The sequence below is a fragment of the Variovorax sp. SPNA7 genome (genome assembly GCF_033807855.1).
GTDB lineage: Bacteria > Pseudomonadota > Gammaproteobacteria > Burkholderiales > Burkholderiaceae_C > Variovorax > Variovorax beijingensis.
In genome coordinates, this window is sequence record NZ_CP138513.1 from 684,587 (window position 1) to 711,277 (window position 26,691).

A 26,691-nucleotide genomic window follows, 5' to 3' on the forward strand; every position below is an offset into this window, starting at 1 on the left:
CATGCTACTGCCATAGGATGGCGACCCGTCAGCGCCCGAGTCGATGCACACGCCTCCAAGGGTGATCCGGAGACGGCCCGCTCTCCAGTGGGTTGAGCGTAGATCCGGGGCCGCGCGGCTGCTGCGGCTCTGGAAGAGGTTCTTCCATAAAGGGAAGATCAAGGTCGCCCTTGATGATGCTCGCGTAGGCGACCTGTGTGCGGATGGCGTTCACGGCGACCGTCGCGACCTCACAGTACATGCGCAATTTGGGTATGTCGGGCTTTGCGGACGTTCTCAGTTCGTGCATCACTTCAAACAACTCGTTGCGAAGGTCGGCCATGTTTTTCATGGTCATACAGAGCTTTCTTAAGGTCGCCCAACAGGCGGATGGTTTCCTGCAGCGCAGGTGGGTATGACCGGAGTTCGGTCATGCGGGTAGCGGCCTCGGCGTCGGTGATGAGTTCGAGGTTTCCAAAGGCGCAGTTGCCTCGGTCGCCGTCCTTGAAGAGCACGCGCGTCCCCTTGGCCGGAAGGGTGCCGGTGTGCTCTTTCCAAACCAAGTGGTGCTTGCGTATCCAGATCGCTTTGCTGGCGTCGTCGAGGATCTTCACCATCGGATAGGAGTTTTCCCCTTGTCGACGGACTTCAGCACCGAGAGGAAGCGGTGTGCCGCGCCAGTGGTACTTGCCGCTCAGGCCTAGCGCGATGGCCATGTGCTTGACAGCCTGGCGGCTCCGGCCCGTGCCCTGGGCGATCTCATCAATCGCGCCGAGCGGATAGAGCTCTCGGAGCAGGGTCATCTGTTCCTCGGTCCATTTGGGCTTCATTGACTTGCTCATCGCCGGCAAGTATTCCAACGACATGCATCTATGCCCACACATGGATTTCCGGATTGGCGCCGGCCAACGCTCGCGGCATTCGGGCGCGCCCATGCGCGTGCGCGCGCAGGCTATTTCAGCAAAGTGCGAAGTAACTCGCAAGTACCGAAGTTGTCATCTACGGCCTGCGCATATGACAAAAACTTCACTTGTTGTAAGTGACATTTCGCGCAAACGATAGGTCGTACTCGTGGGAACGTCGCCCTTCAAGCTCGCGAGGGGAGAGGCCTACGCGTCGCTGAATATTCCCTCAGAAGGCCTGCGGGCCGCATGGCTGTTGAGTTGTGCCATGGTTTGAAAATCCGCGTGTCGGTGGTTCGATTCCGCCCCAGGCCACCATTCATCATTTGAGGTCGTCCGCAGGCGACCATCAAGATCAAAAAAGCGCTAAGTAAATCAACTACTTGGGGCTTTTTTCATTCCAGAGCAGTCCGTAGTTTCCCGCGCGAAGCCGGTCACTTGTGGGAGGGGCAGCTTCGATCCAGATGCCGCTGGCGCAGGCCAGCACGAAGCGGCCAGAAAGCCGTGTCCTCCCCAATCAAGACTCGTGGCCGCCTCAGGCAAGGCGACACGCGGTGCCTCCCCTAAAGTGAATCTGGATCGAGGACCAGAGGGCGCGCTCTCGTGCGAAGCGCCTCGGCCATCCAATCACCGCAGGAGACAACATGAACAACACCTCACGCCGCCACGTTCTCAAGGGCCTGGGCGCCGCTGCCGCCACGGCGGGCCTGCCGGGCCTGGCACTGGCTCAGGGCAAGACCATCCGCATCGGCTTCATCAGCCCGATGACCGGCCCGCAGGCGCCGTTCGGCGAGACCGACAAGTACATGGTGGCAAGGATCCAGGCCTTGCTGAAGGATGGCCTTACGGTCAACGGCCAGAAGTACGCGGTGGAGATCCTGGTGCGCGACAGCCAGAGCAATCCCAACAAGGCGGCCGAACTGGCGGGCAACCTGATCCTGAACGAGAAGGTGCACCTGATGCTGCCGGCATCCACCACCGACGCGATCAACCCGGTGTCGGACCAGTGCGAGCTCAATGGCGTGCCTTGCCTGTCCAGCCAGGCGCCGTGGCAGAGCTTCGTGTTCCCGCGCGGCGGCTCGGCCGAGAAGCCGTTCAAGTGGACATACCACTTCTTCTGGGGCCTGGAGGATGTCCTGGGCACCTTCACCAGCATGTGGAACTCGGTGGAAACCAACCGCAAGGTGGGCATGCTGTTCCCGCGAAATGCCGATGGCGAAGCCTGGGGCAACAAGGAATGGGGCCTGCCGCCGGCCGTCGCCAAGGCGAAGTTCGAGACGGTGATTCCGAGCTCGTTCCAGCCGCTGACCAACGACTTCTCGGCGCAGATCTCGGCCTACAAGAAGGCCGGCTGCGAGATCATCGGCGGCATCGGCTACCCGGCGGACCTGAAGACCTTCATCACCCAGTGCCGCCAGCAGCAGTACAAGCCCAAGGTCGTGACCGTGGCGGCCGCGCTGCTGTTTCCCTCCGGCGTGGAGGCCATGGGAGAGCTGGGCCTGGGCATGAGCACGGAGGTCTGGTGGACGCCGGCCTTCCCGTTCAAATCCTCGCTCACCGGCGAGAACGGAGCCAGGATGGCCGCCGACTGGGAGGCGGAGACCAAAAAGCAATGGACCCAGCCGCTGGGCTATGCGCATGCGCTGTGGGAAGTGGCCATCGACGTGCTCAAGCGCAGCAAGGACCCGCTGAGCCGGGACGCCATTCGCCAGGCCATCACCGAGACCAGCGTCAACACCATCGCCGGCCCGATCAGCTTCAAGGGTGGTCCTACACCCAATATCTGCAAGACGCCCATCGTCGGCGGCCAGTGGGTCAAGGGTGCCAAGCACCGCTATGACCTTCGCATCGTCGACAACAGCGTGGGCAAGCTGGTGCCCACCGAAGGCAAGCTGCTGCTGATCTGAACCCATGACAGTCAGTGCCTCACCCATGCTGTCCGCGCGCGGCCTGAGCAAGTCCTTCGGCGCCGTGCGGGTGATCCACGAACTCAGCTTCGAGGTCCACACCGGCGAGGTGCTGGGCGTGCTGGGCCCCAACGGCGCGGGCAAGACCACGTTGTTCAACCTGATCAGCGGCGACGTGGCGCTGGACCAGGGCGAGGTGATCTTTGCCGGCGAACGTTTGAAGGGCGAGCCGCCGTTCAAGCGCTGCCGGCTCGGCATCGGCCGCACCTACCAGGTGCCGCGTCCCTATGGCGGCATGACGGCCTTCGAGAACCTGCTGGTGGCGGCGATGTTCGGTGGCCAACAGCCCGAGCGCGCCGCCAACGACCGCTGCGCCCAGATCCTGGACGACTGCGGCCTCGGCCTGAAAGCCAACCACCTGGCGGGCGGCCTGACGCTGCTGGACCGCAAGCGGCTGGAACTGGCCCGTGCGCTGGCCAGCGGACCGAAGCTGCTGCTGCTCGACGAGATCGCCGGCGGCCTGACGGACGAGGAGTCGCACCAGTTGGTGAGCTTGGTGAAGCGCATCCGCGAACGCCAGGTCACCGTGGTCTGGATCGAGCACGTGCTCAATGCGTTGATGGCTGTGGCCGACCGGCTGCTGGTGCTGAACTTCGGCGAGATGATTGCCGAGGGCCCGCCGCAAGCCGTGATGAACAACCCCGAAGTGCAACGCGTCTACATGGGAATCGAGGCATGAGTCCTTCATCCGCCTTGCTGTCCACCCAGGCTCTCGACGCTCGCTACGGCGACTTCCAGGCCTTGTTCGGCATTGATTTCGAGATCGCTGCAGGCGAGGTGGTGGCGCTGATCGGGGCCAACGGCGCCGGCAAGTCCACCTTGCTAAAAAGCCTGAGCGGCCTGCTGCCGGTGTCCGCCGACATGGTGCGCTTCAACGGCCAGCCGGTGGGCGGCAGCGCCCCGCACCAGATGGTGCGGCGCGGGCTGGCCATGGTGCCCGAGGGCCGGCGATTGTTCACCGGCATGTCGGTGGACGACAACCTGCGCGTGGCCATCGACCAGGCGCCTGCCGCCGGTGCGGGCAGCAGCGCCCGGACCTGGACGCTGGAGCGTCTGCACGCGCTGTTCCCCATCCTGAAGACCAAGCGCCGCGTGCCGGTGGAGTCGCTGTCGGGCGGGCAGCAGCAGATGGTGGCCATCGGCCGTGCGCTGCTCTGCCAGCCGCGTCTGTTGCTGTGCGACGAGCTGTCGCTGGGCTTGGCCCCGCTGGTGATCCGAGAGATCTACGCCGCGGTGCCGGACATCGCGGCCGCCGGCACCGCCATCGTGCTGGTGGAGCAGGACGTGGCCCTGGCCCGCCGTGCTTCCCACAGGCTCTACTGCATGCTCGAAGGCCGCATCACCCTGACCGGCCGCTCGAGCGAGATCGAGCGTGGCGAGATCGCCCGCGCCTACTTTGGAGCCGGCCATGCCATGGCTTGACGCCCTTGTCCAAGGCCTGCTGCTGGGCGGCATGTACGCCCAGTACGCGCTGGGCATGGCACTGATGTTCGGCGTGATGCGCATCGTCAACACGGCCCAGGGCGACATCATGATCCTGCTGTCATTGATGGGCATCAGCCTGGCCGGCGCGCTGGCCATCGGGCCCTATGCGGTGGTTGCGATGATGGTGCCGGTCGCGGCGGTGCTGGGCTGGCTGCTGCAACGCACGGTGCTGAACCGTGTGCTGGGCAACGACCCGCTGCCTTCGCTGATTGCCACGTATGGCCTGTCCATCGCGCTGCAGAACCTGATGCTGCAGGTCTGGTCGGCCGACACGCGCTCGCTGCCGGGCCAGGGCCTGGAGTCGGCGAGCGTGGCGCTCGGCGATCTGTTCGTCGGCGTGCTGCCCTTGCAGATATTTGTTGCTGCGCTGCTGATGAGCGCAGGCCTGGACCTGACCCTGCGCTACACCGCCTTCGGCCGCGCCCTGCGTGCTGCTTCGGCCGACCCCGAGGCGGCCGCCATCACCGGCGTCAACCCACGGCGCGTCTATGCCGCAGCCACCGCGCTGGCGGTGGGCATGCTGGGCGTGGCGGCGGTATGCCAGTCGTTGCGCGCCACGGTGGCGCCCGCCGACGGCCCGGCGCAACTGATCTACGCCTTCGAAGCCGTGATCATCGGCGGCATGGGCTCGACCTGGGGCGCGTTCCTCGGCGCGATGGTGCTGGGCGTGGCCCAGGCCGTGGGCTTTCGGATCGATGCCGGCTGGGGCGTGCTCAGCGGCCATCTGGTTTTCCTGGCCGTGCTGGCCGTGCGCCCGCAAGGGCTGATGTCCCGCAAGGGGTAGAGCGCCATGAATGCAATCAGTGCCGCGATGAACACCTCCGCCTCGGCTCCCCTCGCAGTCGCTGGATCGCCCGCACAGGTCCAGCGCCACACCGCGTCCAGCCGCGTCGCGCTGAGCCTGTGCGTGCTGGCCGTGGCCGTGATGCTGAGCATGCCCTGGTGGGCCGACTCGGGCCTGATCCGCTCGGTGATCGAGCTGAGCTGCTACGTCGTCGTCGCGCAGATGTGGAACCTGCTGGCGGGCTATGCCGGCCTGGTGTCGGTGGGACAGCAGGCCTACATCGGCGTTGCGGGCTATGCCCTGTTCGTATTGGCCAACAAGTTTGGCGTGGACCCTTACCTGGCCTCGGTCCTGTGCCTGGTGGTGCCGGCCCTGCTGGCGGTGCCGGCCTATGCGCTGCTGCACCGGCTGGACGGGCCGTACTTCGCGATCGGAACCTGGGTGGTGGCCGAGGTCTGCCGCCTGTTCACCTCCACCTTCGACTACGTGGGCAGCGGCTCGGGCATGACGCTGCGCGCCATGAGCAAGTACAGCCTCGAGGAGCGCGAGTTCGGTACGCTGTGGCTCAGTGCCGCGATGCTGCTGCTGGCGGTGGGCGGCTGCTGCGCGCTGCTGCGCTCGCGCTACGGCCTTGCATTGATGGCCATGCGCGACAACCCGGTGGCCGCTTCGAGCCAGGGGGTGGACGTGAAGCGCCTGCGCTTCTTGATCTACCTGGCCGCTGCGGTCGGCACCGGCATGGTGGGCGCGGTGTACTACCTCAGCGCGCTGCGCATCTCACCCGCGGCTGGCTTCGATGCCAATTGGTCGTCGATCTGCATCTTCATCGTCATGGTGGGTGGCATCGGCTCCATCGAAGGGCCGCTGATCGGCGCCTTGCTGTTCTTTGCCGCGGACAGACTGTTCGGCCGCTTTGGCGCCACCTACATGGTGCTGCTGGGCTTGATGACGCTGGGCATGGCCTTGTTCGCGCGCGGTGGCCTGTGGGGCTTGTGGCGCCAGCGCTTCGACACCCCCTGGTTCCCGCTGCGCCGCCACCTGCTGCGCCGGCCGCCGCCTTCTTCTTTTTCTCCCGATGACAAACCACGATGAGGCACCCATGAGCAAGACACCCGTCGCGCCGTTCAATCCGGCCATGATCCAGTTGCCCGCCGAGCCCTATGCACCGACGATCGCGGAGTTCGGCCTGACCGGCGGCCACGTCGGCCCGTCCGAGGCCGAGTCGCCCTGGGTGCCGTTCGGCGACAGCGCGGCCATCCGCCACCTGTCGTTCGACGTGCGCACCGGCGCCGTGGCCAACGTGCTGTGGGTCAAGGGCGGTGGGCGCATCGGCACGCACCGCCACCGCGGCGCCGTCTCGGCTGTCACGCTGGAAGGCAGCTGGGGCTACTACGAGTACGACTGGGTCGCCCGCCCCGGCAGCTTCGTCCACGAAACGCCGGGCACCGCGCACACGCTGTATTCGGACGATCCGAACGGCATGAAGGCCATGTTCTGGATCAACGGCGCGATCGAGTTCTTCGACGACGCCGGCAAGCTCACCGACACCTTCGACGTGTTCTGGTTCATCAACCACTACGTCGGCTACTGCCGCGAAAAGGGCCTGCCCATCAACCAGGCGCTGTTCCTGTGAGCGCCACGCTGCAACGCTTCGATGTGCGCGGCCTGGCCTGCGTGGTCACCGGCGCGGCCAGCGGCATCGGCCTGGCCTACGCCGAGGTGATGGCCGAGCATGGCGCACGCGTCAGCCTGTTCGACCTGAACGCCACGGGCCTGCAAGCCGCCGGGCAGCGCCTGCGCGCGCAAGGGGCCGATGTGCGCACCGCGGTGGTGGACGTGACCGACCGCGCAGCCCTGCAGGCTGCCTTCGAGCGCAGCGCCAGCGCCCACGGTGGGCTGGACGTGCTGTTCGCCAACGCAGGCATCGACGCCGGGCCCGGCTTTCTGACGCCCGGGAACGAGCGCAACCCGGCAGGCTCGCTCGAAGGCCTGGACGAGGCGCATTGGGATGCCGTGATCGCCACCAACCTGACCTCCGTCTTCACCAGCCTGCGCGCCGCCGCACGCCTGATGAAGCCCAAAGGCTCGGGCAGCATCATCGTCACCACCTCCAACGCCGCGATCATCAACGAGGCCATCGTCGGTACGCCTTACATGCCGGCCAAGGCCGGCGCAGCTTCGCTGGTGCGCCAGGCGGCGATGGAACTGGCCCGCTACGGCATCCGCGTCAATGCCATTGCGCCGGGGCCCTTCGTCACCAACATTGCGGGCGGCCGGCTGCGCAACCCTGCCGACCGCGAAGCCTTCCAGGTCCGCGTGCCCATGCATCGGGTGGCCGACACCGAAGAGATCAAGCCGCTGGCGCTGTTCCTGGCCTCGCAGGCCTCGTCCTTCGTCACGGGCGCCCAACTCGTGATCGATGGCGGCCAGATGCTGGGCCGCGTCGACTGAAGGACACCCCCATGCGCATGCAAGCCGCCATCTTCGACGCGCTGCGTCAGCCCCTTCGCCTGGCCGAACTGGCCACGCCCGAGCCCGACCGCTACCAGGTGCTGCTCAAGGTGTGCCGCTGCGGCATCTGCGGCAGCGACCTGCACATCACCGAAGATCCGGTGTTTGGCGCCCGCCAGGGCGACGTGCTGGGCCATGAATATTCGGGCGAGGTGCTGGAGGTCGGCGCCGAAGTGGCCGGCCTGAAGGTGGGCGACCAGGTCACTGCCGCGCCGCTCTTTGGCTGTGGCCAATGCGACAGCTGCCGGCGCGGCGAGCCGGCATGGTGCACGCAGATGCAGCTGACCGGCGGCGGCTACGCGCAGTACGCCGCCGTGGCCGCGCGCCAGTGCCGCAAGCTGCCCTGGGGCATCTCGGCGGCCGATGGCGCACTGGCCGAACCGCTGGCCGTGGCGCTGCACGGCGTGATGCAGGCCGGCCTCAAGCCCGGCGACAAGGTGCTGGTGGTGGGGGCCGGCGCCATCGGCCTGGCCGTGGCCTTCTGGGCCCGCCGCATGGGTGCCGGCGCGGTGGCAGTGAGCGACCTGAACCGCCATCAGGAAGCACGCGCCATGGACCTGGGCGCCGGAGCTTTCCTGGTGGCGGGCGAGGACCTTGCCCGCCAGGCCAATGAGCACTTCGGCGGCCAGGCCGACGTGGTGTTCGAATGCGTCGGCAAGCCCGGCCTGATCGACCACTGCATCGGTCTGGTCCGCCCGCGCGGTACGGTGCTGGTGCTGGGCCTGTGTACCGCACGCGACCACTTCGATGCCTTCCGGGCCATCTCGAAAGAGGTGCGCATCGTGATGTCGGTGTTCTTCAGCATGCAGGAGTTCGGCAGCGCCATCGACGCGCTGGACGGCGGCCGCTATGCACCGCAGGCGCTGATCTCGGACACGATCTCGCTGGCCGAACTGCCCACGGCCTTCGAGGCATTGCGCCAGCGCACCACGCAGTGCAAGGTGCTGGTGGACCCGTTCGCCGACGTTGCCTGCTGAAGAGGACGCTCAGCCGCCGTTGGCGATCTTGGCGGCGCCAGCCACCACAGGATCAGTGCTGCGAGCCGCGCAGCAGTTCGCCGGGCGTGACGCCGAAGCGCTGCTTGAACACCCGCGAGAAGTGCGCATGGCTGGCGAAGCCGCAGCGGTAGGCTGTTTCGGCCACGGTGCACCGGCGCAGGCGCGGGTCCAGCAGCGCCTGCCGGGCACGGTCCAGGCGGCGTGCCAGCACATAGTCGGAGATGGATTCGCCCTGTGCCGCGAACAGCCGGCGCAGATGGCGCTCGGAAATGCCGACCTCCCGTGCAATGGCCAGGGCATGCAGTTCCTCATCATCCAGGTGCTCGCTGATGTAGGCCTTGGCGGCCAGCAAATGACCCGCGCTCAAGGCCGACAGGGCAGGGCCGCCTTCCGACTGGCCCATCATCGCGCCCAGCAGGTCGCAGACCTGCTGGTGCAGCACCTCGTTGCTGCACCGTGCTTCGGCCGGACCGTCGATCAGGCCGAGCAGCAAACGGCTCAGCGTGCGGTTGTAGAGGCGGCTGGTGCTGTGCGCCATGGCGATGTGGATGGGCTTCTTCACATCGGCGCGGGCCAGCTGGGTTTGAAAGACCTCGGCGGGGATGTCGATGTGCAGCAGGTTGAAGGTGTCGGCGCCGCCGACCAGGTACGGGTAGCGCGCGTCGTAGATCAGCACGTCGCCCTGCTGCAGCTTGGCGCAGTGGCCCCGCTGGTAGACGAACGTCTCGCCGGACAGAATCACGTTGACGAAGATCGACTCGCGCGGGAATGCTCGGATCATGTCCGGCGTGCGCTCGATCACGTGGGCGTTGGCGGTGGTTTGCCCGATTCGCAGCTGGTCCACGTCCAGGCAGGTCTGGTGGGCCAGCAGGCCATCGTCGGAATGGGACGAGCACCGAAAGCCGACCAGGTTGGCGCGGCACTCTTCTTCCCAATAGCTCACACGCCGCTCAGGGCTGACGGGTGCCGTGTTGATCGAATAGCGGTGCAGGGTCGATGCCGTCATGTTTTCAACGAAGAACACATGAAATTGAACCAGAGCAATCACCGGAAGCACTAGGTACTAGTACCAAAACGTGCGAAGGAAAACCTCGGGTTTACGCCTAGTCCCACACCCTCAAGTTCCGCCGCAGCACTGCCGATATACCAGGCAACCTGGCCTCCGCGTCGGCGGCCGTCACGGGAAAAGCACATGCGCAATTGGAAGATCAGCGCCCAGCTGGGCGCGGCGTTCGGGATCGTGTTGCTGTTGATGGCGACGGGGCTCGCGATCGGCATCGCGGGCCTTCAGGACGTCGCCGGCAGCGGCGTCGCCCCGGAGCTCGCAGGGCATATCGCTTCGACTCGCAACCTCATGGCGGGCTTCGGGCTCGCCGCGCTGCTGGCGGGCGTGGGCTGCAGCGCCTGGCTTGCGCGCAGCATCATGCAGCCGCTTGGCGAGGCGATTTTCATCGCGGAGACCGTGGCCTCGGGCGACCTCAGCAAGGAATTCGAGACCGAGCGCGGCGGCGATTTCGGGCGGCTGCTGCGCGGCATGGGCGAGATGGAGGACACGCTGACGGATGTGGTGACGCGCATCAAGGCATCGACCGATTCGATCGTGGTGGCATCCGGGCAGATCGCTGCCGGCAACCAGGAGCTGTCCTCGCGCACAGAAGAGCAGGCCAGCTCGCTCGAGCAGACCGCGGCCTCGATGGAAGAGCTCACGAGCACCGTCAAGCAGAACGCGGACAACGCGCGGCAGGCGAATCAGCTCGCGCTCTCGGCCTCCGAAGTGGCGGTCAAGGGTGGCAGCGTCGTGGGCCAGGTGGTCGACACCATGGCGTCGATCAATGCTTCTTCCCGGAAGATCGTCGACATCATCGGCGTGATCGACGGCATCGCGTTCCAGACCAACATCCTGGCGCTCAATGCCGCAGTCGAAGCCGCGCGCGCCGGCGAGCAGGGCCGCGGCTTCGCGGTGGTCGCGTCGGAAGTGAGAAGCCTCGCGCAGCGCTCGGCCGCGGCGGCCAAGGAGATCAAGGGCCTGATCGACGATTCGGTGGGCAAGGTCGACGCGGGCAGCGCGCTCGTCGGCGAGGCCGGCCAGACGATGGAAGAGATCGTGAGCGGCGTCAAGCGCGTGACGGACATCATCGGCGAGATCACGGCCGCGAGCCACGAGCAGGCGCAGGGCATCGAGCAGGTGAACCAGGCAATTGCGCAGATGGACCAGGTGACGCAGCAGAACGCGGCGCTGGTCGAAGAGGCGGCGGCCGCGGCCCAGTCGCTGCAGGAGCAGGCCGACAGCCTCTCGCAGGTGGTGGCGACCTTCAAGCTCGACGACGACGAGGAGGAACCCGCCGCGGCACCGCCCAGGCCTGCGCCCATCCAGGCGCGTGTCGTGCAGCCGGTCCCCCCGGCTCGCCGTGTCATTGGCGCCGCACCGCAGCGCAAGCCAGTGACGGCCATCGCGGGCACGTCCGCCGCCAGCGGAGACTGGGAGACTTTCTAAGCCCGTGCGTGCGCGCCGGCCGCAAGAGGCAATGAACGGTCAGGCCGGCTGCCAGCCCGCCTTGTGCGCATCGGGGTTCTTGTCCGCGACAAGATTCAGCTTGATGCCATGCTCGAGGAACGCCTTGAGCCCTGCAAGCGTCCAGGTGAAGCCTTGGGTCGACTCGGCAACGTACTTGAAGAGTTCGTCGCCATCTCCTGTCCAGCCAGACTCCGTGATGACGACATAGGTCGTTCCATCCTTGCGTGCGGAAAACTTCCATTCGACCGTCGTGCGGCCGCTGTACCCGTCCCACTCGATCACGATGCGCTTGTCGGGCTCGATGTCTTTCACGAGCACCGATGTGGATGCGCCATACATCTCCCAGTCCCATCTGACTTCACGGCCGGTCTCGAGCCGGCCGCTGCTTTTGGTGAACCAGAAGTTGGTTGTCACACGGGGATCGATGAACGCCCCGAACACCTCTGCGACGGGCTTGCGGATGAGCATCTCCGTTTGGGCGACGGGTGCTTTCGTGATCTCGACTTTCATGGGGGCCTCCTTTGCAGGACGCGATGTTGCGCTTGCCAATCGATCTTGGCATGGAGCGCCTCACACCATGAGCACTCGGCGACATTGACCCACCTGCGGCGCAGTTTCTTTCAATATGCAACGCTCCACTGCACCTACGCGAATGTGAGCATCGCCCTACAGAAGAACCGCTGCAAAAAAATAAGGTGACCGATGGCGAGGCCGAGCAATGTGTGAAGTGCCTCGCGCAAAGGAAGCCAAATTGGACCCCCCATCCAGACCCTTCGAGCGCCGTGCGCTCCGAATTCCGCTGCGCTCTTCCGTGACGCTGGAGGCCGACCTGAGCCTGCCGGCGGTCTCCCGCGGGATCGTGCTGTTTGCGCATGGCAGCGGAAGCAGCCGCTTCAGCCCGCGCAACCGCCAGGTCGCGGAGAGCCTCAACGAGGCGAAGCTGGCCACGCTGCTCGTCGACCTCCTGACCTCCGAGGAGGAGGCCATCGACGAGCGCACGCGCGAGCTGCGCTTCGACATCGACATGCTGGCCGACCGGCTCGTCGGGCTGACCGACTGGCTGTGCGACTACGAGGCCGCCGCCGGCCTGAGGATCGGCTACTTCGGCGCGAGCACCGGCGCTGGTGCCGCGCTGGTGGCGGCGGCACAGCGGCCCGACGCGGTGCACGCCGTGGTCTCGCGCGGCGGGCGGCCCGACCTGGCCGGGCAGGCGCTCGAGCGCGTGCGTGCGCCGACGCTGCTGATCGTCGGCGGCAACGATGGGCCGGTGATCGACATGAACTGGCAAGCCCTTGCGGCGCTGCGCGGCGAGAAGCGGCTTTCGCTCGTGCCCGGCGCAACGCATCTTTTCGAAGAGCCCGAAGCACTGGGCGCGGTGTCGAAGCTGGCGCGCGACTGGTTTCGGGACCATCTCGATCCCTCCAGGAGTACGAAGAAATGAGCAAATCACCCGGACACCAGAAATGGCCCGACCACCAGGTGCGCGAAGAACCGCTTCGCCAGCCGATGGAGGTCGAGGTCGAAGGCGTGGTCGTCGCGAGTTCGGCGGACGTGATCAAGGTGGTCGAGGACAAGTCGCCGGTGCGCTACTACTTTCCGCGCACCGACGTCCGCACGGACAAGCTCAAGCGTTCGCAGACCACGTCCGAATGCCCGTTCAAGGGCACCGCGAGCTACTACAGCCTGAACGTGGGCGAACGGCAACTCGACGACGCGATCTGGTCGTATGAGGATCCGTACGACGAGCACCAGGCGCTGAAGGGCCGCATGGCTTTCTACGACGACAGGTTGCCGGAAATCCATGTCCGCCCGAAGAGCTGAGCGAGCCGCCGGATAGCGCTCTCGCACGTGCGGCAATATTTGCCGCACAAGCCGCAGCGATGACCCTCCTTCACGCCAAGCCCGGAAAGGCCTTCCCTGATGAATGAAGCGCTCGAGGCGCTGGCCGATGCAACGCTGATGGGCCTGGCCGTGCCCGACCTGGCGCTCGCCGTGGCTGCCGCCCTTGCCACCTACCTGGCGATGCGGCTGGTGCTGCGCTACATGATCGGGCGGATGCGCGGCATCGCGCAGCACACGAGCAATCGCGTCGACGACACGGTGGTCGAAGTGCTGGCCGGCACCAACCGCGCATTCCTGGTGCTGGCCGCGCTGCTCGTCGGCGTGGGCATGCTCGACCTGCCCGAGCGCTGGAACCAGCGCGTCGGGCAGCTGTGGTTCATTGCGCTCGCGCTGCAGGCGGGCCTGTGGTTCACCCGGGCCATCGGCTTCGGGCTGCGCCGCTACGAGCAGCGCCATTCCTCCGCGAGCATGACGCAGGTCAGCGCATCGGCCACGCTGATGTCGTGGTCGCTGCGCACCGTGCTGTGGGCGGTGATTCTGCTGGCGGTGCTGTCGAACCTGGGCGTCAACATCACCGCGTTCGTGGCCAGCCTGGGCGTGGGCGGCATTGCGATTGCCCTTGCGATGCAGAACATCCTGGGCGACCTGTTCGCCTCGCTGTCCATCGCGGTCGACAAGCCGTTCGAGGTGGGGGATGCGATCGGTGTTGGCGGTCTCTCGGGCACGGTGCAGCACGTGGGCCTCAAGACCACGCGGCTGCGCAGCCTGAGCGGCGAACAGATCGTGATCGGCAACACCGACCTGCTCAAGCAGACCGTGAAGAACTATCGCCGCATGGACGAGCGCCGCATCGCCTTCAAGTTTGGCGTGAGCTATCGCAGCACGCCCGAACAGCTGGAAGCCATACCGGGCATCGTGAAGCGGTTGATCGAGTCGCGGCCGTCGCTGCGGCTGGACCGCGTGCACTTCCAGGCCTTCGGCGAAAGCTCGCTCGACTTCGAGGTGGTGTACTTCGTGACCACGCCGGACTACGGGCTCTACATGGACGAGCAGCAGCGCCTCAACCTGCAGATGATGCGCGAGTTCGCGCGCCTGGGCGTGGAGTTCGCGATTCCGGCGCGAACCCTGCATGTGCTGCCGCCCGAGGGCCGGCGCGCGGTGGAGAAGGAACTGGCCACTCAGGAAGAGTAGGAGCGCTGCAGGCACTGTGCCACCGAGGCCAGCAGGTCGTCCGGATGCAGCATGGCTGCGCGTGCCTTCTGCGCGGTCTCGTACTGGTGCAATGCGGCCTGCAGCCGCGGTGCCGTGGCCAGCGCATGCCAGACCGGAGCCAGCTCGGCATGCGATGGCGCCTCGCCGCGCGCGAGCTGCTGCGCGAAGGCCAGGCTCGCGGGCTCGGCGAGCAGCACGGCCTTGGTTGCGGCGCCCAGCGGCTGCGGCAAGGCTTCGGGCGGTGCCGAGCAGCAATAGATCACGTGGGGCGGCAACAGGCGGCGGACCGGCCGCAGGCCCTGCAGCGATGCGCCGGCAATGCGCTGCTCGCCGTCGGCCGATGCAAAGGCGTAGACCGCTTCGGCGCGGGCCTGCGCAAGGCGCCGCAGGCCGCGCAGCAGGCGCGGAAAGTCGGACGTGGCTGCGGCGGGCGAGGCCTTGGTTTCGGCAAGAAGAACGAGGTCGGCGCCGCCACCCGCTTCGTCGCGTGCATCGCCGCGCACGATGGCGGCGTCCCATTCTTCCTTGGCCTTGTTCGCTTCTCCCGGAAATCCGCGCGGCGTGCGAAGACCGCGTGCGACGCGGTAGGTGGCGGCTTCCTTGCGATGGCGGTTCAGCATGCCGGCGATCTTGCGGAAGGCCTCGACCGCGGCGTGTTCGGCGATCCGGCCCTGCTGCGCCGATGCGCGCCCTTCGGCGGCTGCCGCATCGCTGCCCGCGAGCGGTCCGCGCCGTTCGCACAGCGCCAGGTAGTGCTGCACGCTCTCGAGCCGGAGCAGCTCGCTGCCGCGCACCAGCCGCTGCAGCGCGGGGCTTGCGTGGATCGCTTCCAGCGGCGCGCGAAAGTTCTCGGCGTCGGGTAGTTCCTGCGCGAGCAGCTGCCCGACGGCCTCTGCAAGTTCCGCCCACGCGCCCGCTGCCGCAAGGCCGTGCAGCCGGCCCAGCGCGTCGCGCGCGGCGCCGGCCGCCTCGCGCCGCAGCTTGCCCGGGTGCGCGATGGCATCGACTGCCATCCTCAGCGTGCGCCGATCGGCCGCGCGCTGCCGGGACAGCTGCACATGTTCATGCACCTGCGCGTCCCGCGCCTGCAGCATGGCGGCCTGGAACGCCGGGTCGCCGTATTCGGGCGCGAGCGCCTCGCGGATCAGCTGCGCCAGCGCGCGGGTGAAAAGCGCCTGGATGCCGCCGTGGCCGGGCAGCGCCGCGGGCGATGCCTTCTCGATGCGTGCGGCCTCGATCGCAAACGCGAGCGTGGCTTCGGTGCCGCCCGCCACGGCTGCCTCGGCATCGGCCGGCAGCGGCGGCAGGCGGTACCTGCGTGGCGCCGTGCGCAAGGCAGCCAGGAGAAGCGCGTCGAGGTGATGCTGTTGTTGCTGCTGCTGCAAATCCATTCGAATCCTGCTGCTGGATGCCCTCGGGTTTCGGGGCGGAAGCCGCCGTCCACTCTACGCCCTCGGGCGCCTTGGCGCAGGTGGCGCGGCCCTCCGGCGGGCATGCGGATTGCCCACGATATCGCCATGAACAACACTGAAAAAGCGCAATGGAACCGCAAGCTCGACGAGCGGGCGGCCGAACTCGAAAGCGAACTGAGGACCGCCAGGGCCGACGAGGACGAGGCGCCCACCCGCAGCACCCCGCACGTCCAGGTGCCGGACACGGTGGACGCGGCCGAGGAGCGGCTGCGCGGCGCGCTCCGGGGCGCGGAAGTGGAGCGCGACGTGTCCGAGCTGCGGGACATCGAGGCCGCGCGCGAGCGCCTGCGCACCGGCGAGTTCGGAACCTGCATCGATTGCGGCGTGCAGATCCCGCTCGATCGCCTCGAGGCCATGCCGGCCTCGGCGCGCTGCCTCGAGTGCCAGCAGCGCCATGAGCGCACGCATCCGATCGAGATCCGCATTCCCCCCGCCCTGTGAACCCAAGGAAGGAGAGCCACATGCCCGACAGGAAACTGACCACCTCGCCCGCCGAAGAAAACCTGATGGACTGGCTGCGCGATGCGCATGCCATGGAAGAGCAGGCCGAAAAAATGCTGAGCGGCACCGCCGACCGGCTGAAGAACTATCCCGTGCTCAAGGAACGCATCCTCGCGCATCTCGACCAGACGCGCATCCAGGCAAGGCAGGTGCGCGACTGCATCCGGCGGCGCGGCGGCGATGTCTCCGTGGTGAAGGACCTCACCGCGCGCATCACCGCCGCGGCCCAGAGCCTCAGCGGCCTGTTCGTGTCGGACGAAGTGGTGAAGGCGGCCTTGTCCTCGTACACCTTCGAGCACATGGAGATCGCCTCCTACCGCATCCTGATCGCCGCCGCCAGGGTGGCCGGAGACGAGGAGACGCAGCGCGTGTGCGAAGCCATCCTGGTCGAGGAAGAGGCGATGGCGGCCTGGCTGCTGGAGCAGCTGCCCGTCATCACGCAGGACTTTCTTGCGCGCCAGCAGGCGGAGGTCACGGCCAAGCACTAGGACCGCTACAGCGCGTTCCCGCAAGCGGCGCAAGCGGCTCTTGAAAGCGGGAAGGCCCACCCCAAAATATGCGCCGGAGGCCGTGCCGCCTCCATTCTTCGCCTTGTTCCTTGTTCATTCATTCCCTTTCGAGGAGATTGTCTTGACGATGAAGATCGCGCAGATCGCGCCCCTGTACGAAGCCGTTCCGCCGCGGCTCTATGGCGGCACCGAACGGGTCGTTGCCCACCTGGCCAATGCGCTGGTGGACCAGGGCCACGAGGTCACGCTGTTCGCCTCCGCGGACACGCAGACCCGGGCCCGTCTGGCGCCCATGCGGGCCCAGGCCCTGCGGCTGGACCCGGCGCCGCTGAAGTCCGACCTGGCCAGCCACCTTTGCATGCTCCACGAAGTGCGACGACGAGCGCACGAGTTCGACGTGCTGCATTTCCACGTCGACCTGCTTCACTTCCCGTTCTTCGAGGACATGGCCGGCCGCACGCTCACCACGCTGCACGGGCGCCTCGACATTGCGGACCTGCCCGGCGCGTACATGCGCTGGAACCAGTTTCCGCTGGTCTCCATCTCGCGGCACCAGCGCAAGCCGCTGCCCTTTGCCAACTGGCTCGCGACCATTCCGCACGGACTCGAAGAGACGCCCTACGCCTTCGAGCCGAACCCCGGTGGCTACCTGGCCTTCCTCGGCCGCATCTCGCCCGAGAAGCGGCCCGACCGCGCCATCGAGATCGCCAGGCGCGCCGGGCTGCCGCTGAAGATCGCGGCCAAGGTCGATGCGGCGGATGCAAGCTACTTCGCGCAGAAGATCAGGCCGCTGCTGGACGATCCGCTGGTCGAGTTCATCGGGGAGATCGGCGACGCCGACAAGGCCGCCTTCCTGGGCGGTGCGCGCGCGCTGCTGTTCCCGATCGACTGGCCGGAGCCCTTCGGCCTGGTGATGATCGAGGCCATGGCCTGCGGCACGCCGGTGATCGGGTGGCGCTGCGGCTCGGTGCCCGAGGTGATCGAGCAGGGCGTGAGCGGGCTCATCGTCGAGGACGAGGCGCAGGCCGTCGAAGCGGTGCACGCCATCGGCGGGCTCGACCGCCGCCGCGTGCGGCAAGCCTTCGAGCGGCGCTACACGGCGCAGGCCATGGCCAGTGCCTATGTCGAGCAGTACGCGCGCCTGGCCGGCGGCGGCGAGCTCCCGCCGCAGCAGTCGCAAGAGCTGCAAGAGCCCCTCTACCGCGAGGCCGCCTGAGCATGAACATGAGCGCCGAAGTGCCTGCCGCCGAGCAGGCCGAGCCCGCGCCGGAGCGCGCGGTGCAGCATGCCTTCGTGCTCAAGGAGGGCGACACCTACTTCGTCATGGACGGCCACGGCGACGTGGGCGGCGGCGTGGACGGTCTCTTCCACGACGACACGCGCATGCTGTCGACCTTCGTGCTCAGGCTGGACGGCGCGCGGCCGCCGCTCCTGTCCAGCGGCGTGAGCCACGACAACGTCTTCTTCACCGCCAACCTCACCAACCGGCCGCTGCCGGTGCTCGGGTCGACGTCCATGCCGCAGGGCGTGATCCACATGGAGCGCAAGCGCTTTCTCTGGGGTGCGCGGCTGTTCGAGCGCATCCGGCTGGTCAACTACGGCGACCAGCCCGCGCAGGCGCCGCTCGCGCTGCAGTTCGGCGCCGACTTCCGCGACATGTTCGAGGTGCGCGGCCAGCGGCGCGCGCGGCGCGGCGACATCGGCGCACCCGAGGTCGCCGCGCAGGGCGTGGTGCTGCGCTACCAGGGGCTGGACACGGTCACGCGGCTGGCCTGCATCGATTTTTCCGAGGCGCCGCAGCGCCTCGATGCGGGCACTGCCGAATTCACGGTGCCGCTGGCGGCGCACGGCCACTGGACGCTCTATCTGGAGGTGGGCACGGCACCCGCGCGGCCCGGTGCCCAGCGTTTCCGCGAGGCTGGCGTGCTCGCGCGCTGGCGCATGCGCGCACGCCAGCGGCGGGGCTCGCGGCTGCAGGCTTCGGGGCGCTTGTTCCAGGCCTGGCTCGACCGCTCGCGCGCCGATCTCGCGCTGCTCACCACCGACCTGCCCACCGGCCCCTATCCCTATGCGGGCATCCCGTGGTTCTCGACGCCGTTCGGGCGCGACGCCATCGTCACGGCCTTCCAGACGTTGTGGATCGACCCGAGGCTGGCGCAGGGCGTGCTCGAATTCCTGGCGGCGCGGCAGGCGCACCAGACCTCGAGCTTCCGCGATGCGGAGCCCGGAAAGATCATGCACGAGACCCGCAAGGGCGAGATGGCCGCTGTCGACGAACTGCCCTTCGGCCAGTACTACGGCGGTGTCGACACCACGCCGCTGTTCGTGGCGCTGGCCGGCGCCTATGCGCGGCGCACCGGCGACCGCGCCACCATCGACCGCATCTGGCCCGCGCTCGGCGCGGCCTGCGAATGGATGGAGCGGAACATGGCGCGCCATCCGGACGGCCTGCTCGCCTACCAGCGCGGCGAGACCAGCGGCCTGGTCAACCAGGGCTGGAAGGACAGCCACGATTCCATCTTCCACGCCGACGGCCGCACGCCCGAGGGGCCGATCGCGCTGGTCGAGGTCCAGGGCTATGCCTATGCGGCCTTTCTCGCGATGTCGGCCATGGCCGAGTGGCGCGGCGATGCGGGCGCGAGCCGCTGGCGCCAGCGCGCGGCGGCCATGCGCCTTGCGGTCGAGAGCCGGTTCTGGCTCGACGACCTGGGCTTCTATGCGCTGGCCATCGACGGCGCCAACCAGCCTTGCCGCGTGCGCGCCTCCAATGCGGGCCACCTGCTGTTCACCGGCCTGCCGAGCGCCGAGCGGGCCCAGGCCGTGGGCCGCCAGCTGCTGTCGTCCGCCTTTGCATCGGGCTGGGGGGTCCGCACCCTGCCGGCCGAAGCGGTGCGGTTCAATCCGATGTCCTATCACAACGGATCGGTGTGGCCGCACGACGCCGCCCTGTGCGCGGCCGGCCTCGCCCGCTACGGCGAGCGCGACGGCGTGGTGCGCATCCTGGACAACCTGTTCGAGTCGGCCTCGCACTTCGGCATGCGGCTGCCGGAACTGTTCTGCGGCTTCGACCGCGAGCCGGGCCAGTCGCCCGTGGCCTATCCGGTGGCGTGCCTGCCGCAGGCCTGGGCCGCGGGGTCGGTGTTCATGCTGCTGCAGGCCTGCCTCGGCCTGCAGGTGGATGGCATCCGGCGCGAGGTGAAGATCGTGCAGCCGCGGCTGCCGGCCGACATCGACCAGCTGCATGTGCAGCGGCTGCAGGTGGGCCAGGCGCGGGTGGACCTGCATTTCCAGCGGCTCGAGGAGCGCATCGTGGTGGTCGCGCAAACAGCGCCCGGCACGCCCGGTGTCCAGGTCAACCTGCAGCTCTAGCGCGGCGGCCCGCGGCGGGCTGGCATGACATTTCTGAGCGCATCGGCGCGCCGGGGTGACACTGAATGTCATCTGGCGCGCGGCTTCCTGCACCTTCGCGGTGCCGCCGCGTCCCGCGCCGGCGATTCGGTGAATGGAAAAGAATGCATCGCGGATTGGGCACGCATGTTGCGGTAACGAGGGCTAACAAAACTCGATCCCGACATGCATCAGTCACAAAACCAAAACAACAACAGCAATCCCCTGGACCGCCGCGCATTCTGCGTGGGCGCCGTGAGTCTCGCGGCCCTCGGCACCACCGCGTGCGGAGGAGGTGGTGGTGGTGGCGGCGGCGCGGTGGGCGGCTTCGGCGCGCTGGGCAATGTGCCGCAGGCGGATGCATCGGCCCCCGCGGACGCCCCGCCCGCCGCGCCCGAGGCATCAGCCGTACTCGATGCGGCGCCTGCCGAACCGCAGGCGCGCAAGTTCGCGCACCCCGGCCTGCTGCATACCGAGGCCGACTTCGAGCGCATGCGCCAGAAGGTCGCGGCCAATGCGCAGCCCTGGGTCGCCGGCTGGAACGCACTCACGTCCAACGGCCGTTCGCAGCTCGGCGCCAGGCCGCGGCCGCTGGCCACGGTGATCCGCGGCGGCGACGGGCAGAACTTCGCGCAGATGTACATCGACATCGCGCGCGCCTACCAGCTCGCGCTGCGCTGGAAGGTGTCGGAGGACACGCGCTATGCCGACCTCGCGGTCGTGTTCCTCAACGAGTGGTCGTCCACGCTGACCGCGATCGAGGGCAATGCCGACCGCTTCCTGGCGGCGGGCATCTACGGCCAGCAGTTCGCGAACGCGGCCGAGATCATGCGGTCCTATGCGGGATGGGCGGCCAGCGATTTCGCGCGCTTCCAGAACATGATGCTCACGGTGTTCTACCCGCTCAACCACGACTTCCTCACCAGGCACAACGGTGCGGTGATCACCAACTACTGGGCCAACTGGGACCAGTGCGCGCTGGGCTCGATCCTGGCCATCGGCGTGCTGTGCGACCGGCCGGACCTCTACGACGAGGCGATCAGCTACTACAAGGCGGGCCAGGGCAACGGCGCGGGCCTGCAGGCGGTCTACCACGTGCATCCCGGCTATCTCGGCCAATGGCAGGAGAGCGGCCGCGACCAGGGCCACTGCACGCTGGGCATCGGCCTGGCGGGCGCGTTCTGCGAGATGGCGTGGAACCAGGGCGACGACATCTACGGCTACGAGAACAACCGCTTCCTTGCCGGCGCCGAGTACGTGGCCAAGTCCAACCTGCGCGACGGCAGCGGCAACTTCTACACCGTGCCCTTTCTCACCAGCGCCAACCGGCAGGGAATAAAGACCGTGCTGGCGGACGGCCTCGGCCACCGACGCGGCATCTGGGAAAGCGTCCACCACCACTATGCCAACCGCCTGGGCATTGCCACGCCCTACACCGCACTGCAGGCCGAGCAGCTGCGGCCCGAGACGGACGGCAACAACGGCGACCAGCTCGGCTTCGGAACGCTCACCTTCACACGCGATCCGGTCGCGACGCCGGTGCGGCCGAGCGGGCTCACCGCGCGCGTGCACGGACCGCAGGTCGAGCTGTCGTGGTGGGGCTGCACCGGCGCGCTGAGCTATTCGGTCAAGCGCGCCACCATGGCGGGCGGCCCGTATGCCACGGTGGCCTCGGGCATCAGCGATACGCTGACCTTCACCGACACCACCGTCGCGCCCGGCGTGGTGTACCACTACGCGGTGGTGGCGCTGACCGCGGCCGGGGAAGGCAACCCCTCCGACGAGGCCCGCGCCGCCATCAAGTCCGAACTGCTGCTGCAGCGCGACTTCAGCGAGACGCAGGCGGCCGCCGACTACGCCGAACTTCCCGTGGGCGTGGTGAAAGACGTGGCCGACTTCACCATCGCCTGCCGGGTGTTCCTGGACGAGATCTCGACCTGGTCGCGCGTCTTCGACTTCGGCTCCGGCGAGCGCCGCTACATGATGCTCACGCCGCGCAGCGACACCGGCAAGGTGCGCTACGCCATCTCGCCGGTCCACGGCTACAACATGCAGATGATCGAAGGCGCGTCGCCGCTGCCGACCGGCCGCTGGGTGCATGTGGCGGTGACCCTGTCCGGCACGCTCGGCACGCTGTACATCGACGGCGTGGCGGCCGGCAGCAATGCGCAGATGAGCTTCGGGCCCTGCGAACTCGGAGAGACGACGCGGAACCTGCTCGGGCGTTCGCAGTATCCGAACGATCCGCCGCTGCGCGGCCGCCTCGGCGATTTCCGCATCTACCAGGGCGCGCTGGGTGCCGCGGAGCTTGCAGCGCTGGTGTAGGGCCGAACGCTAGACCGCCCCGTGCGCCTCCACGTAGAGCGCATAGAGCGAATGGCTGCTCGCCATGTAGAGGCGGTTGCGCTTGGGTCCGCCGAACTCCAGGTTGGCGCAGCGTTCCGGAAGGCGGATGAAGCCGATCGGCTTGCCGTCGCGGTTGAAGACCTTCACGCCGTCCATCTCTTCGGATTTTCCGAGCGGCAGGTGGGCCTTCAGGCCGCCGCCCACGTCGGTGGGCTCGGGCGCGAATGCGCCGCTGAAGCCCCATCCGCACCAGAGGTTGCCGTCGCGGTCGACGCGGAATCCGTCGAGCGCGCCGGGGCCGTCCGCGTCGATCAGCTTGGTCTTGTTCGACACGCTGGCGCCATCGGCTGCAACGTCGTAGCTCCAGATGCTGCGGTTGGGCGTGCCCTTCCACTCGACCACGTAGAGCTTCTTCTCGTCCGGCGAGAACGCGAGCCCGTTCGGGTTCACGAGATCGGTGATGACGGCGCTGAGCTTGCCGTCCTTCGCGATGCGGTAGACGTTGGTGGTGGCCTGCTCCGGCGTGGCCTTCGATCCTTCCCACTCGCCGTTGATGCCGAAGGTCGGGTCGGTGAACCACACGCTGTCGTCGGACTTCACGACCACGTCGTTGGGCGCATTGAGCTTCTTGCCCTCGTAGCGGTCGGCCAGCACGGTCATGCGGCCGTTCTTCTCGGTGCGCACCACGCGGCGCGTGACCGAATGCTCGCAGGTGACGAGGCGGCCCTGCCGATCGCGCGTGTTGCCGTTGGCATAGTTGGCGTTCTGCTTGTGCACCGTGAACTTGCCGGTCTTCTCGTCGTACTTCATGAGCCGGTTGTTCGGAATGTCGCTGCACAGCAGGTAGCCGCCTTCCGGAAAGTACACCGGTCCCTCGGCCCAGCGCATGCCGGTGCCCAGCTGCTCGACGCTGCTGCTGTAGATGCGGTACCTGGCAAAGCTCGGATCCAGGATCAGCACCGAGGGGTCCGGGTAGCGCTGGTTGGGCTTGAAGTCGAAGGACTGCGCGCCGGCCAGCCCGGCGAAGGCGGCCAGACCCGAGCCCGCGGCATTCTTCAGGAAGCGCCGGCGCGGCTTGAGGGTTGCGTTCTGCATCTGTGAATCTCCTTGTGTCGTTGCGGAAATCGGCGCACGCGATCTTACGTATCCGCCCGCGGCATCCGCGCCCGCCGTGCCAAGTGCGACATGGCTGACTCGCGTTCCGCGAGACTGCCGACATGGCCCGGCCGGCGCCTGCCTAAGCTCGGATCTGCAGGGGGCTTTCCATCCGGCTTCGCTGCAGAAAGGACATGCGATGACTCAAGTTCATGAAGTGATGACGCGCGGCGTGCGCACGGTGGCGCCGGGCGACACCATCGTGCAGGCCGCCAAGGCCCTGGAAGAACTCGAAGTGGGCGTGCTGCCGGTGTGCGACGGCAGCCGGCTGGTCGGCGTGGTGACCGACCGCGACATTGCCGTGCGCGGCGTGGCCCGGGAGATCGACCTGGGCGCATCGCCGGTCAAGCAGATCATGACCGCCGACGCGTACTGGTGCTATGCCGACGACACGGTCGACGAGGCGCTCAGCCAGATGAGCGCGGTGCAGATCCGCAGGCTTCCGGTGGTCGACCGCGACAAGCGCCTCGTGGGCATCCTGTCGCTCGGCGACGTGGCGGCCAAGGGCGAGGCCGGTGCGGCGGCCGATCCGCTCGGAAGGATCTCCGAGCCGGCACGGCCGAAGCACTTGTAGCAACGGCCCGCGGGCCGTGCGTCGAAGGGCTGGTTTCGCTCAGGCGCTCTGAGCCTGGGCCTGGCTTGGCGCGCGCCGGCGAATCTCGCTGTGGAGCGCGCGCTGTCCGGCGGCCAGTGCGGCTTCATAGGTGTCCGCCGGATCGAAGGCGTCGCGAAGCACCTTGGGGTTCGCTCCGTTCGCATCCGTTTCGAGCAGGCGCCAGACAAATGAACCGAGGGCTGGCTCCTCGATGATGAGTTCGATGGGCTGTGTCATCCGCTCAACTTGCATGAACCCGCGCCAGATGTATGTAGGCCGAATTCGAATGCTGCCGGCCCCGCGCCCGATGGGGCGGCAGGTCAGCCCGGCTTGCCGCCCGTGCCCTCCGCTCTCAGCCGCAATGCATTCGTGATGACCGATGCCGAGCTCAGGCTCATTGCCAGCGCCGCGATCATCGGCGACAGCAGCCAGCCCGTGAACGGGAACAGCACGCCCGCGGCCAGCGGCACGCCGAGCGCGTTGTAGACGAACGCGAAGCCCAGGTTCTGCTTCATGTTGGCGATGGTCTTCTCGGAGACGATGCGCGCCTGTGCAATGCCGCGCAGGTCGCCCTTGACCAGCGTGACCTGGGCGCTGTTCATCGCCACGTCGGTGCCGGTGCCCATGGCCACGCCGACGTCGGCCTTGGCGAGCGCGGGCGCATCGTTGATGCCGTCGCCGGCCATGGCGACGATGCGGCCTTCGCGCTGCAGCTTCTCGACCAGCGCCAGCTTGTCGGCCGGCTTGACCTCGCCGTGCACCTCCTCGATGCCCAGCCTGGCGGCCACGGCGCGCGCGGTGGTCAGGCCGTCGCCCGTGGCCATGATCACGCGCATGCCCGACGCCTTGAGCGCCGCGAGCGCTTCCGCGGTGGTGGCCTTGACCGGATCGGACACGGCCAGCAGGCCGGCGGGCTGCCCGTCGACCGCCAGGAACATCACGCTGGCTCCTTCGGCGCGCAGCGCCTCGGCCTGCGGCCTGAGCGCGTCGACCGGCACGCCCAGCTGGTCCATGAGCGCGGTGTTGCCGAGCGCCAGCCGGCGGCCGCCCGCGCTGCCGCTCACGCCGATGCCGCTGGCGGACTCGAACTCGTCGGCCGCGGCCAGCGCAAGCCCACGCTCGCGTGCCGCACGCACGATGGCATGCGCCAGCGGATGCTCGCTGCCCTGGTCGAGGCTCGCCGCGAGGCGCAGCACCTCGTCCTCGCTGAAGCCGGGCAGCGCCACCGCGCGTTCGAAGCCGGGCTTGCCTTCGGTCAGCGTGCCGGTCTTGTCGACGATGAGCGTGTCGACCTTGCGGAAATTCTCGATGGCGGCCGCATCGCGGAACAGCACGCCCTGCGTGGCCGCCTTGCCCGTGGCCACCATGATCGACATCGGCGTGGCCAGGCCGAGCGCGCAGGGGCAGGCGATGATGAGCACCGCCACCGCATTGATGAGTCCGTGGGTCCAGCTCGGCGCCGGCCCGAAGAAGCCCCATGCGAAGAAGGTCAGCACCGCGATGCCGATGACGGCCATCACGAAGTAGCCGGCCACGTGGTCGGCCATGCGCTGCATCGGCGCGCGGGAGCGCTGGGCCTGCGCCACCATCTGCACGATGCTTGCGAGCACGGTCTGCGAGCCGACCTTTTCCGACTGCATCACCAGCGCGCCGCTGGTGTTGAGCGTGGCACCGATGAGCTTGTCGCCGGCCCGCTTGGTCACGGGCAGCGGCTCGCCGGTGAGCATGGATTCGTCGACCGCGCTCGCGCCCTCGACCACCACGCCGTCCACCGGCACCTTCTCGCCGGGCCGCACGCGCAGCTTGTCGCCGACGTGCACGTGGGCGATCGGCACGTCTTCTTCCGTGCCATCGGCGCCGATGCGCCGCGCCGTCTTGGGCGCAAGGCCGAGCAGCGACTTGATGGCCGCCGAGGTCTGCGAGCGCGCCTTGAGTTCGAGGATCTGGCCCAGCAGCGTGAGCGAGATGATCACCGCGGCCGCCTCGAAGTACACCGCCACGCGGCCCATCGACATGAACGATTCGGGAAACACGCGCGGCGCCACCGTGGCCACCACGCTGTAGGCGAAGGCGGCCGCGGTGCCCAGGCCGATGAGCGTCCACATGTTGGGGCTGCGGTTGGCGGCCGATTGCACGGCGCGCCTGAAGAAGGGCCATCCCGCCCAGAGCACGATCGGCACCGAAAGAACCAGTTCGACCCAGCTCTGCGTGGCCATCTCGAACCACTGCAGCCGGTGTCCCGCCATGGCGAGCACGGTGACCGCGAGGGTGAGCGGCAGCGTCCAGATGAAGCGCCGCTTGAAGTCGCGCAGTTCGGGGTCTTCGCCCTCGTCGAGCGTCGGCATCAGGGGTTCCAGCGTCATGCCGCACTTGGGGCAGTTGCCCGGATGGTCCTGCCGGATCTCCGGATGCATCGGGCAGGTGTAGATGGTGCCGGCGGGCTGGGCCGGCGCCTCGGCCGTGGGCGCATGCCGGTGCGGCGCGTGGTGGGAGTGCGTGTCGTGGGAGTGCGTGTGGTTCATGGCGGTCAG

The 26,691-nt window shown here is 67.9% G+C and carries 26 protein-coding genes; 18 read left to right on the plus strand and 8 right to left on the minus strand.

Annotated elements, in window-relative coordinates; translation table 11 throughout:
* Positions 1 to 28: 28 nt before the first annotated feature.
* Positions 29 to 337 (minus strand): hypothetical protein, encoded by a 309-nt coding sequence (locus RZE77_RS03090; protein ID WP_319440638.1) that lies wholly within the window; start codon positions 335 to 337, stop codon positions 29 to 31.
* Positions 294 to 809 carry an HNH endonuclease signature motif containing protein gene (locus tag RZE77_RS03095; protein ID WP_319440639.1) on the minus strand — a complete coding sequence of 172 codons (516 nt, stop codon included), beginning with the start codon at positions 807 to 809 and terminating at the stop codon, positions 294 to 296. The genes RZE77_RS03090 and RZE77_RS03095 overlap by 44 nt, the downstream gene beginning before the upstream one ends.
* A gap of 716 nt (positions 810 to 1,525) precedes the next feature.
* Here RZE77_RS03095 and RZE77_RS03100 point away from each other — a divergent pair.
* From RZE77_RS03100 to RZE77_RS03135, 8 genes are read left to right on the plus strand one after another with little or no spacing between them, the layout of a single operon-like run.
* Positions 1,526 to 2,788: an ABC transporter substrate-binding protein gene (locus tag RZE77_RS03100; protein WP_319440640.1), complete on the plus strand. Its 1,263-nt coding sequence runs from the start codon at positions 1,526 to 1,528 to the stop codon at positions 2,786 to 2,788.
* 25 nt (positions 2,789 to 2,813) lie between these two features.
* A complete protein-coding gene (locus RZE77_RS03105) occupies positions 2,814 to 3,527 on the plus strand; it encodes an ABC transporter ATP-binding protein (protein WP_319440641.1) in 714 nt (237 codons plus the stop codon).
* Entirely contained in the window at positions 3,524 to 4,270 is a 747-nt protein-coding gene (locus tag RZE77_RS03110) for an ABC transporter ATP-binding protein (RefSeq protein WP_319440642.1), read from the plus strand. Before RZE77_RS03105 ends, RZE77_RS03110 begins: the two co-directional genes overlap by 4 nt.
* Positions 4,257 to 5,117: a branched-chain amino acid ABC transporter permease gene (locus tag RZE77_RS03115; RefSeq protein WP_319440643.1), complete on the plus strand. Its 861-nt coding sequence runs from the start codon at positions 4,257 to 4,259 to the stop codon at positions 5,115 to 5,117. The genes RZE77_RS03110 and RZE77_RS03115 overlap by 14 nt, the downstream gene beginning before the upstream one ends.
* A gap of 6 nt (positions 5,118 to 5,123) precedes the next feature.
* Entirely contained in the window at positions 5,124 to 6,209 is a 1,086-nt protein-coding gene (locus RZE77_RS03120) for a branched-chain amino acid ABC transporter permease (protein WP_319440644.1), read from the plus strand.
* A gap of 7 nt (positions 6,210 to 6,216) precedes the next feature.
* Complete coding sequence (locus tag RZE77_RS03125) at positions 6,217 to 6,750, plus strand: 2,4'-dihydroxyacetophenone dioxygenase family protein (RefSeq protein ID WP_319440645.1); 534 nt, start codon at positions 6,217 to 6,219, stop codon at positions 6,748 to 6,750.
* Positions 6,747 to 7,568, plus strand: a complete 822-nt coding sequence (locus RZE77_RS03130; RefSeq protein WP_319440646.1) for an SDR family NAD(P)-dependent oxidoreductase — start codon at positions 6,747 to 6,749, stop codon at positions 7,566 to 7,568. Before RZE77_RS03125 ends, RZE77_RS03130 begins: the two co-directional genes overlap by 4 nt.
* Positions 7,569 to 7,579: 11 nt before the next feature.
* Positions 7,580 to 8,605: a zinc-dependent alcohol dehydrogenase gene (locus RZE77_RS03135; RefSeq protein WP_319440647.1), complete on the plus strand. Its 1,026-nt coding sequence runs from the start codon at positions 7,580 to 7,582 to the stop codon at positions 8,603 to 8,605.
* Positions 8,606 to 8,657: 52 nt separating this feature from the next.
* Here the strand turns inward: RZE77_RS03135 and RZE77_RS03140 are convergent, their stop codons facing one another.
* A complete protein-coding gene (locus RZE77_RS03140) occupies positions 8,658 to 9,632 on the minus strand; it encodes a helix-turn-helix domain-containing protein (RefSeq protein ID WP_319440648.1) in 975 nt (324 codons plus the stop codon).
* A gap of 186 nt (positions 9,633 to 9,818) precedes the next feature.
* Between RZE77_RS03140 and RZE77_RS03145 the strand changes: the two genes are divergently transcribed.
* Positions 9,819 to 11,120: a methyl-accepting chemotaxis protein gene (locus tag RZE77_RS03145; RefSeq protein WP_319440649.1), complete on the plus strand. Its 1,302-nt coding sequence runs from the start codon at positions 9,819 to 9,821 to the stop codon at positions 11,118 to 11,120.
* Positions 11,121 to 11,159: 39 nt separating this feature from the next.
* Here the strand turns inward: RZE77_RS03145 and RZE77_RS03150 are convergent, their stop codons facing one another.
* Positions 11,160 to 11,651 carry an SRPBCC family protein gene (locus tag RZE77_RS03150; RefSeq protein ID WP_319440650.1) on the minus strand — a complete coding sequence of 164 codons (492 nt, stop codon included), beginning with the start codon at positions 11,649 to 11,651 and terminating at the stop codon, positions 11,160 to 11,162.
* A 208-nt stretch (positions 11,652 to 11,859) separates the two neighbouring features.
* Here RZE77_RS03150 and RZE77_RS03155 point away from each other — a divergent pair, with 208 nt between their 5' ends.
* The 3 genes from RZE77_RS03155 (at position 11,860) to RZE77_RS03165 (ending at position 14,174) form a co-directional block, all read left to right on the plus strand.
* On the plus strand, positions 11,860 to 12,582 hold the full coding sequence (locus RZE77_RS03155; RefSeq protein ID WP_319440651.1) for a dienelactone hydrolase family protein: 723 nt from the start codon (positions 11,860 to 11,862) through the stop codon (positions 12,580 to 12,582).
* Positions 12,579 to 12,962, plus strand: a complete 384-nt coding sequence (locus RZE77_RS03160; RefSeq protein ID WP_319440652.1) for a DUF427 domain-containing protein — start codon at positions 12,579 to 12,581, stop codon at positions 12,960 to 12,962. The genes RZE77_RS03155 and RZE77_RS03160 overlap by 4 nt, the downstream gene beginning before the upstream one ends.
* Positions 12,963 to 13,061: 99 nt before the next feature.
* Complete coding sequence (locus RZE77_RS03165) at positions 13,062 to 14,174, plus strand: mechanosensitive ion channel family protein (protein ID WP_319440653.1); 1,113 nt, start codon at positions 13,062 to 13,064, stop codon at positions 14,172 to 14,174.
* On the opposite strand, the gene RZE77_RS03170 is transcribed toward RZE77_RS03165, so the two are convergent.
* On the minus strand, positions 14,162 to 15,586 hold the full coding sequence (locus tag RZE77_RS03170) for a hypothetical protein (RefSeq protein ID WP_319440654.1): 1,425 nt from the start codon (positions 15,584 to 15,586) through the stop codon (positions 14,162 to 14,164). The genes RZE77_RS03165 and RZE77_RS03170 overlap by 13 nt on opposite strands.
* Before the next feature lie 126 nt (positions 15,587 to 15,712).
* Here RZE77_RS03170 and RZE77_RS03175 point away from each other — a divergent pair, with 126 nt between their 5' ends.
* From RZE77_RS03175 to RZE77_RS03195, 5 genes are all read left to right on the plus strand, one after another.
* Entirely contained in the window at positions 15,713 to 16,108 is a 396-nt protein-coding gene (locus RZE77_RS03175; RefSeq protein ID WP_319440655.1) for a TraR/DksA family transcriptional regulator, read from the plus strand.
* Positions 16,109 to 16,128: 20 nt separating this feature from the next.
* A complete protein-coding gene (locus RZE77_RS03180; protein WP_319440656.1) occupies positions 16,129 to 16,656 on the plus strand; it encodes a ferritin-like domain-containing protein in 528 nt (175 codons plus the stop codon).
* 148 nt (positions 16,657 to 16,804) lie between these two features.
* Complete coding sequence (locus RZE77_RS03185; protein ID WP_319442294.1) at positions 16,805 to 17,893, plus strand: glycosyltransferase family 4 protein; 1,089 nt, start codon at positions 16,805 to 16,807, stop codon at positions 17,891 to 17,893.
* A gap of 2 nt (positions 17,894 to 17,895) precedes the next feature.
* Positions 17,896 to 20,046: an amylo-alpha-1,6-glucosidase gene (locus tag RZE77_RS03190; RefSeq protein ID WP_319440657.1), complete on the plus strand. Its 2,151-nt coding sequence runs from the start codon at positions 17,896 to 17,898 to the stop codon at positions 20,044 to 20,046.
* 204 nt (positions 20,047 to 20,250) lie between these two features.
* Positions 20,251 to 22,389: a LamG-like jellyroll fold domain-containing protein gene (locus tag RZE77_RS03195; protein WP_405546913.1), complete on the plus strand. Its 2,139-nt coding sequence runs from the start codon at positions 20,251 to 20,253 to the stop codon at positions 22,387 to 22,389.
* Between the two features lie 9 nt (positions 22,390 to 22,398).
* Here the strand turns inward: RZE77_RS03195 and RZE77_RS03200 are convergent, their stop codons facing one another.
* The gene (locus RZE77_RS03200) at positions 22,399 to 23,505 is read right to left on the minus strand and encodes an SMP-30/gluconolactonase/LRE family protein (protein ID WP_319440659.1); all 1,107 of its coding nucleotides are present in this window, start codon (positions 23,503 to 23,505) and stop codon (positions 22,399 to 22,401) included.
* A 199-nt stretch (positions 23,506 to 23,704) separates the two neighbouring features.
* Between RZE77_RS03200 and RZE77_RS03205 the strand changes: the two genes are divergently transcribed.
* Entirely contained in the window at positions 23,705 to 24,139 is a 435-nt protein-coding gene (locus RZE77_RS03205) for a CBS domain-containing protein (protein ID WP_319440660.1), read from the plus strand.
* A 39-nt stretch (positions 24,140 to 24,178) separates the two neighbouring features.
* Here RZE77_RS03205 and RZE77_RS03210 read toward each other — a convergent pair whose 3' ends face one another.
* Both RZE77_RS03210 and RZE77_RS03215 read right to left on the minus strand, forming a co-directional pair.
* Positions 24,179 to 24,412 (minus strand): hypothetical protein, encoded by a 234-nt coding sequence (locus RZE77_RS03210; RefSeq protein ID WP_319440661.1) that lies wholly within the window; start codon positions 24,410 to 24,412, stop codon positions 24,179 to 24,181.
* Between the two features lie 68 nt (positions 24,413 to 24,480).
* Complete coding sequence (locus RZE77_RS03215) at positions 24,481 to 26,682, minus strand: copper-transporting P-type ATPase (RefSeq protein ID WP_319440662.1); 2,202 nt, start codon at positions 26,680 to 26,682, stop codon at positions 24,481 to 24,483.
* Between the last annotated feature and the right edge of the window lie 9 nt (positions 26,683 to 26,691).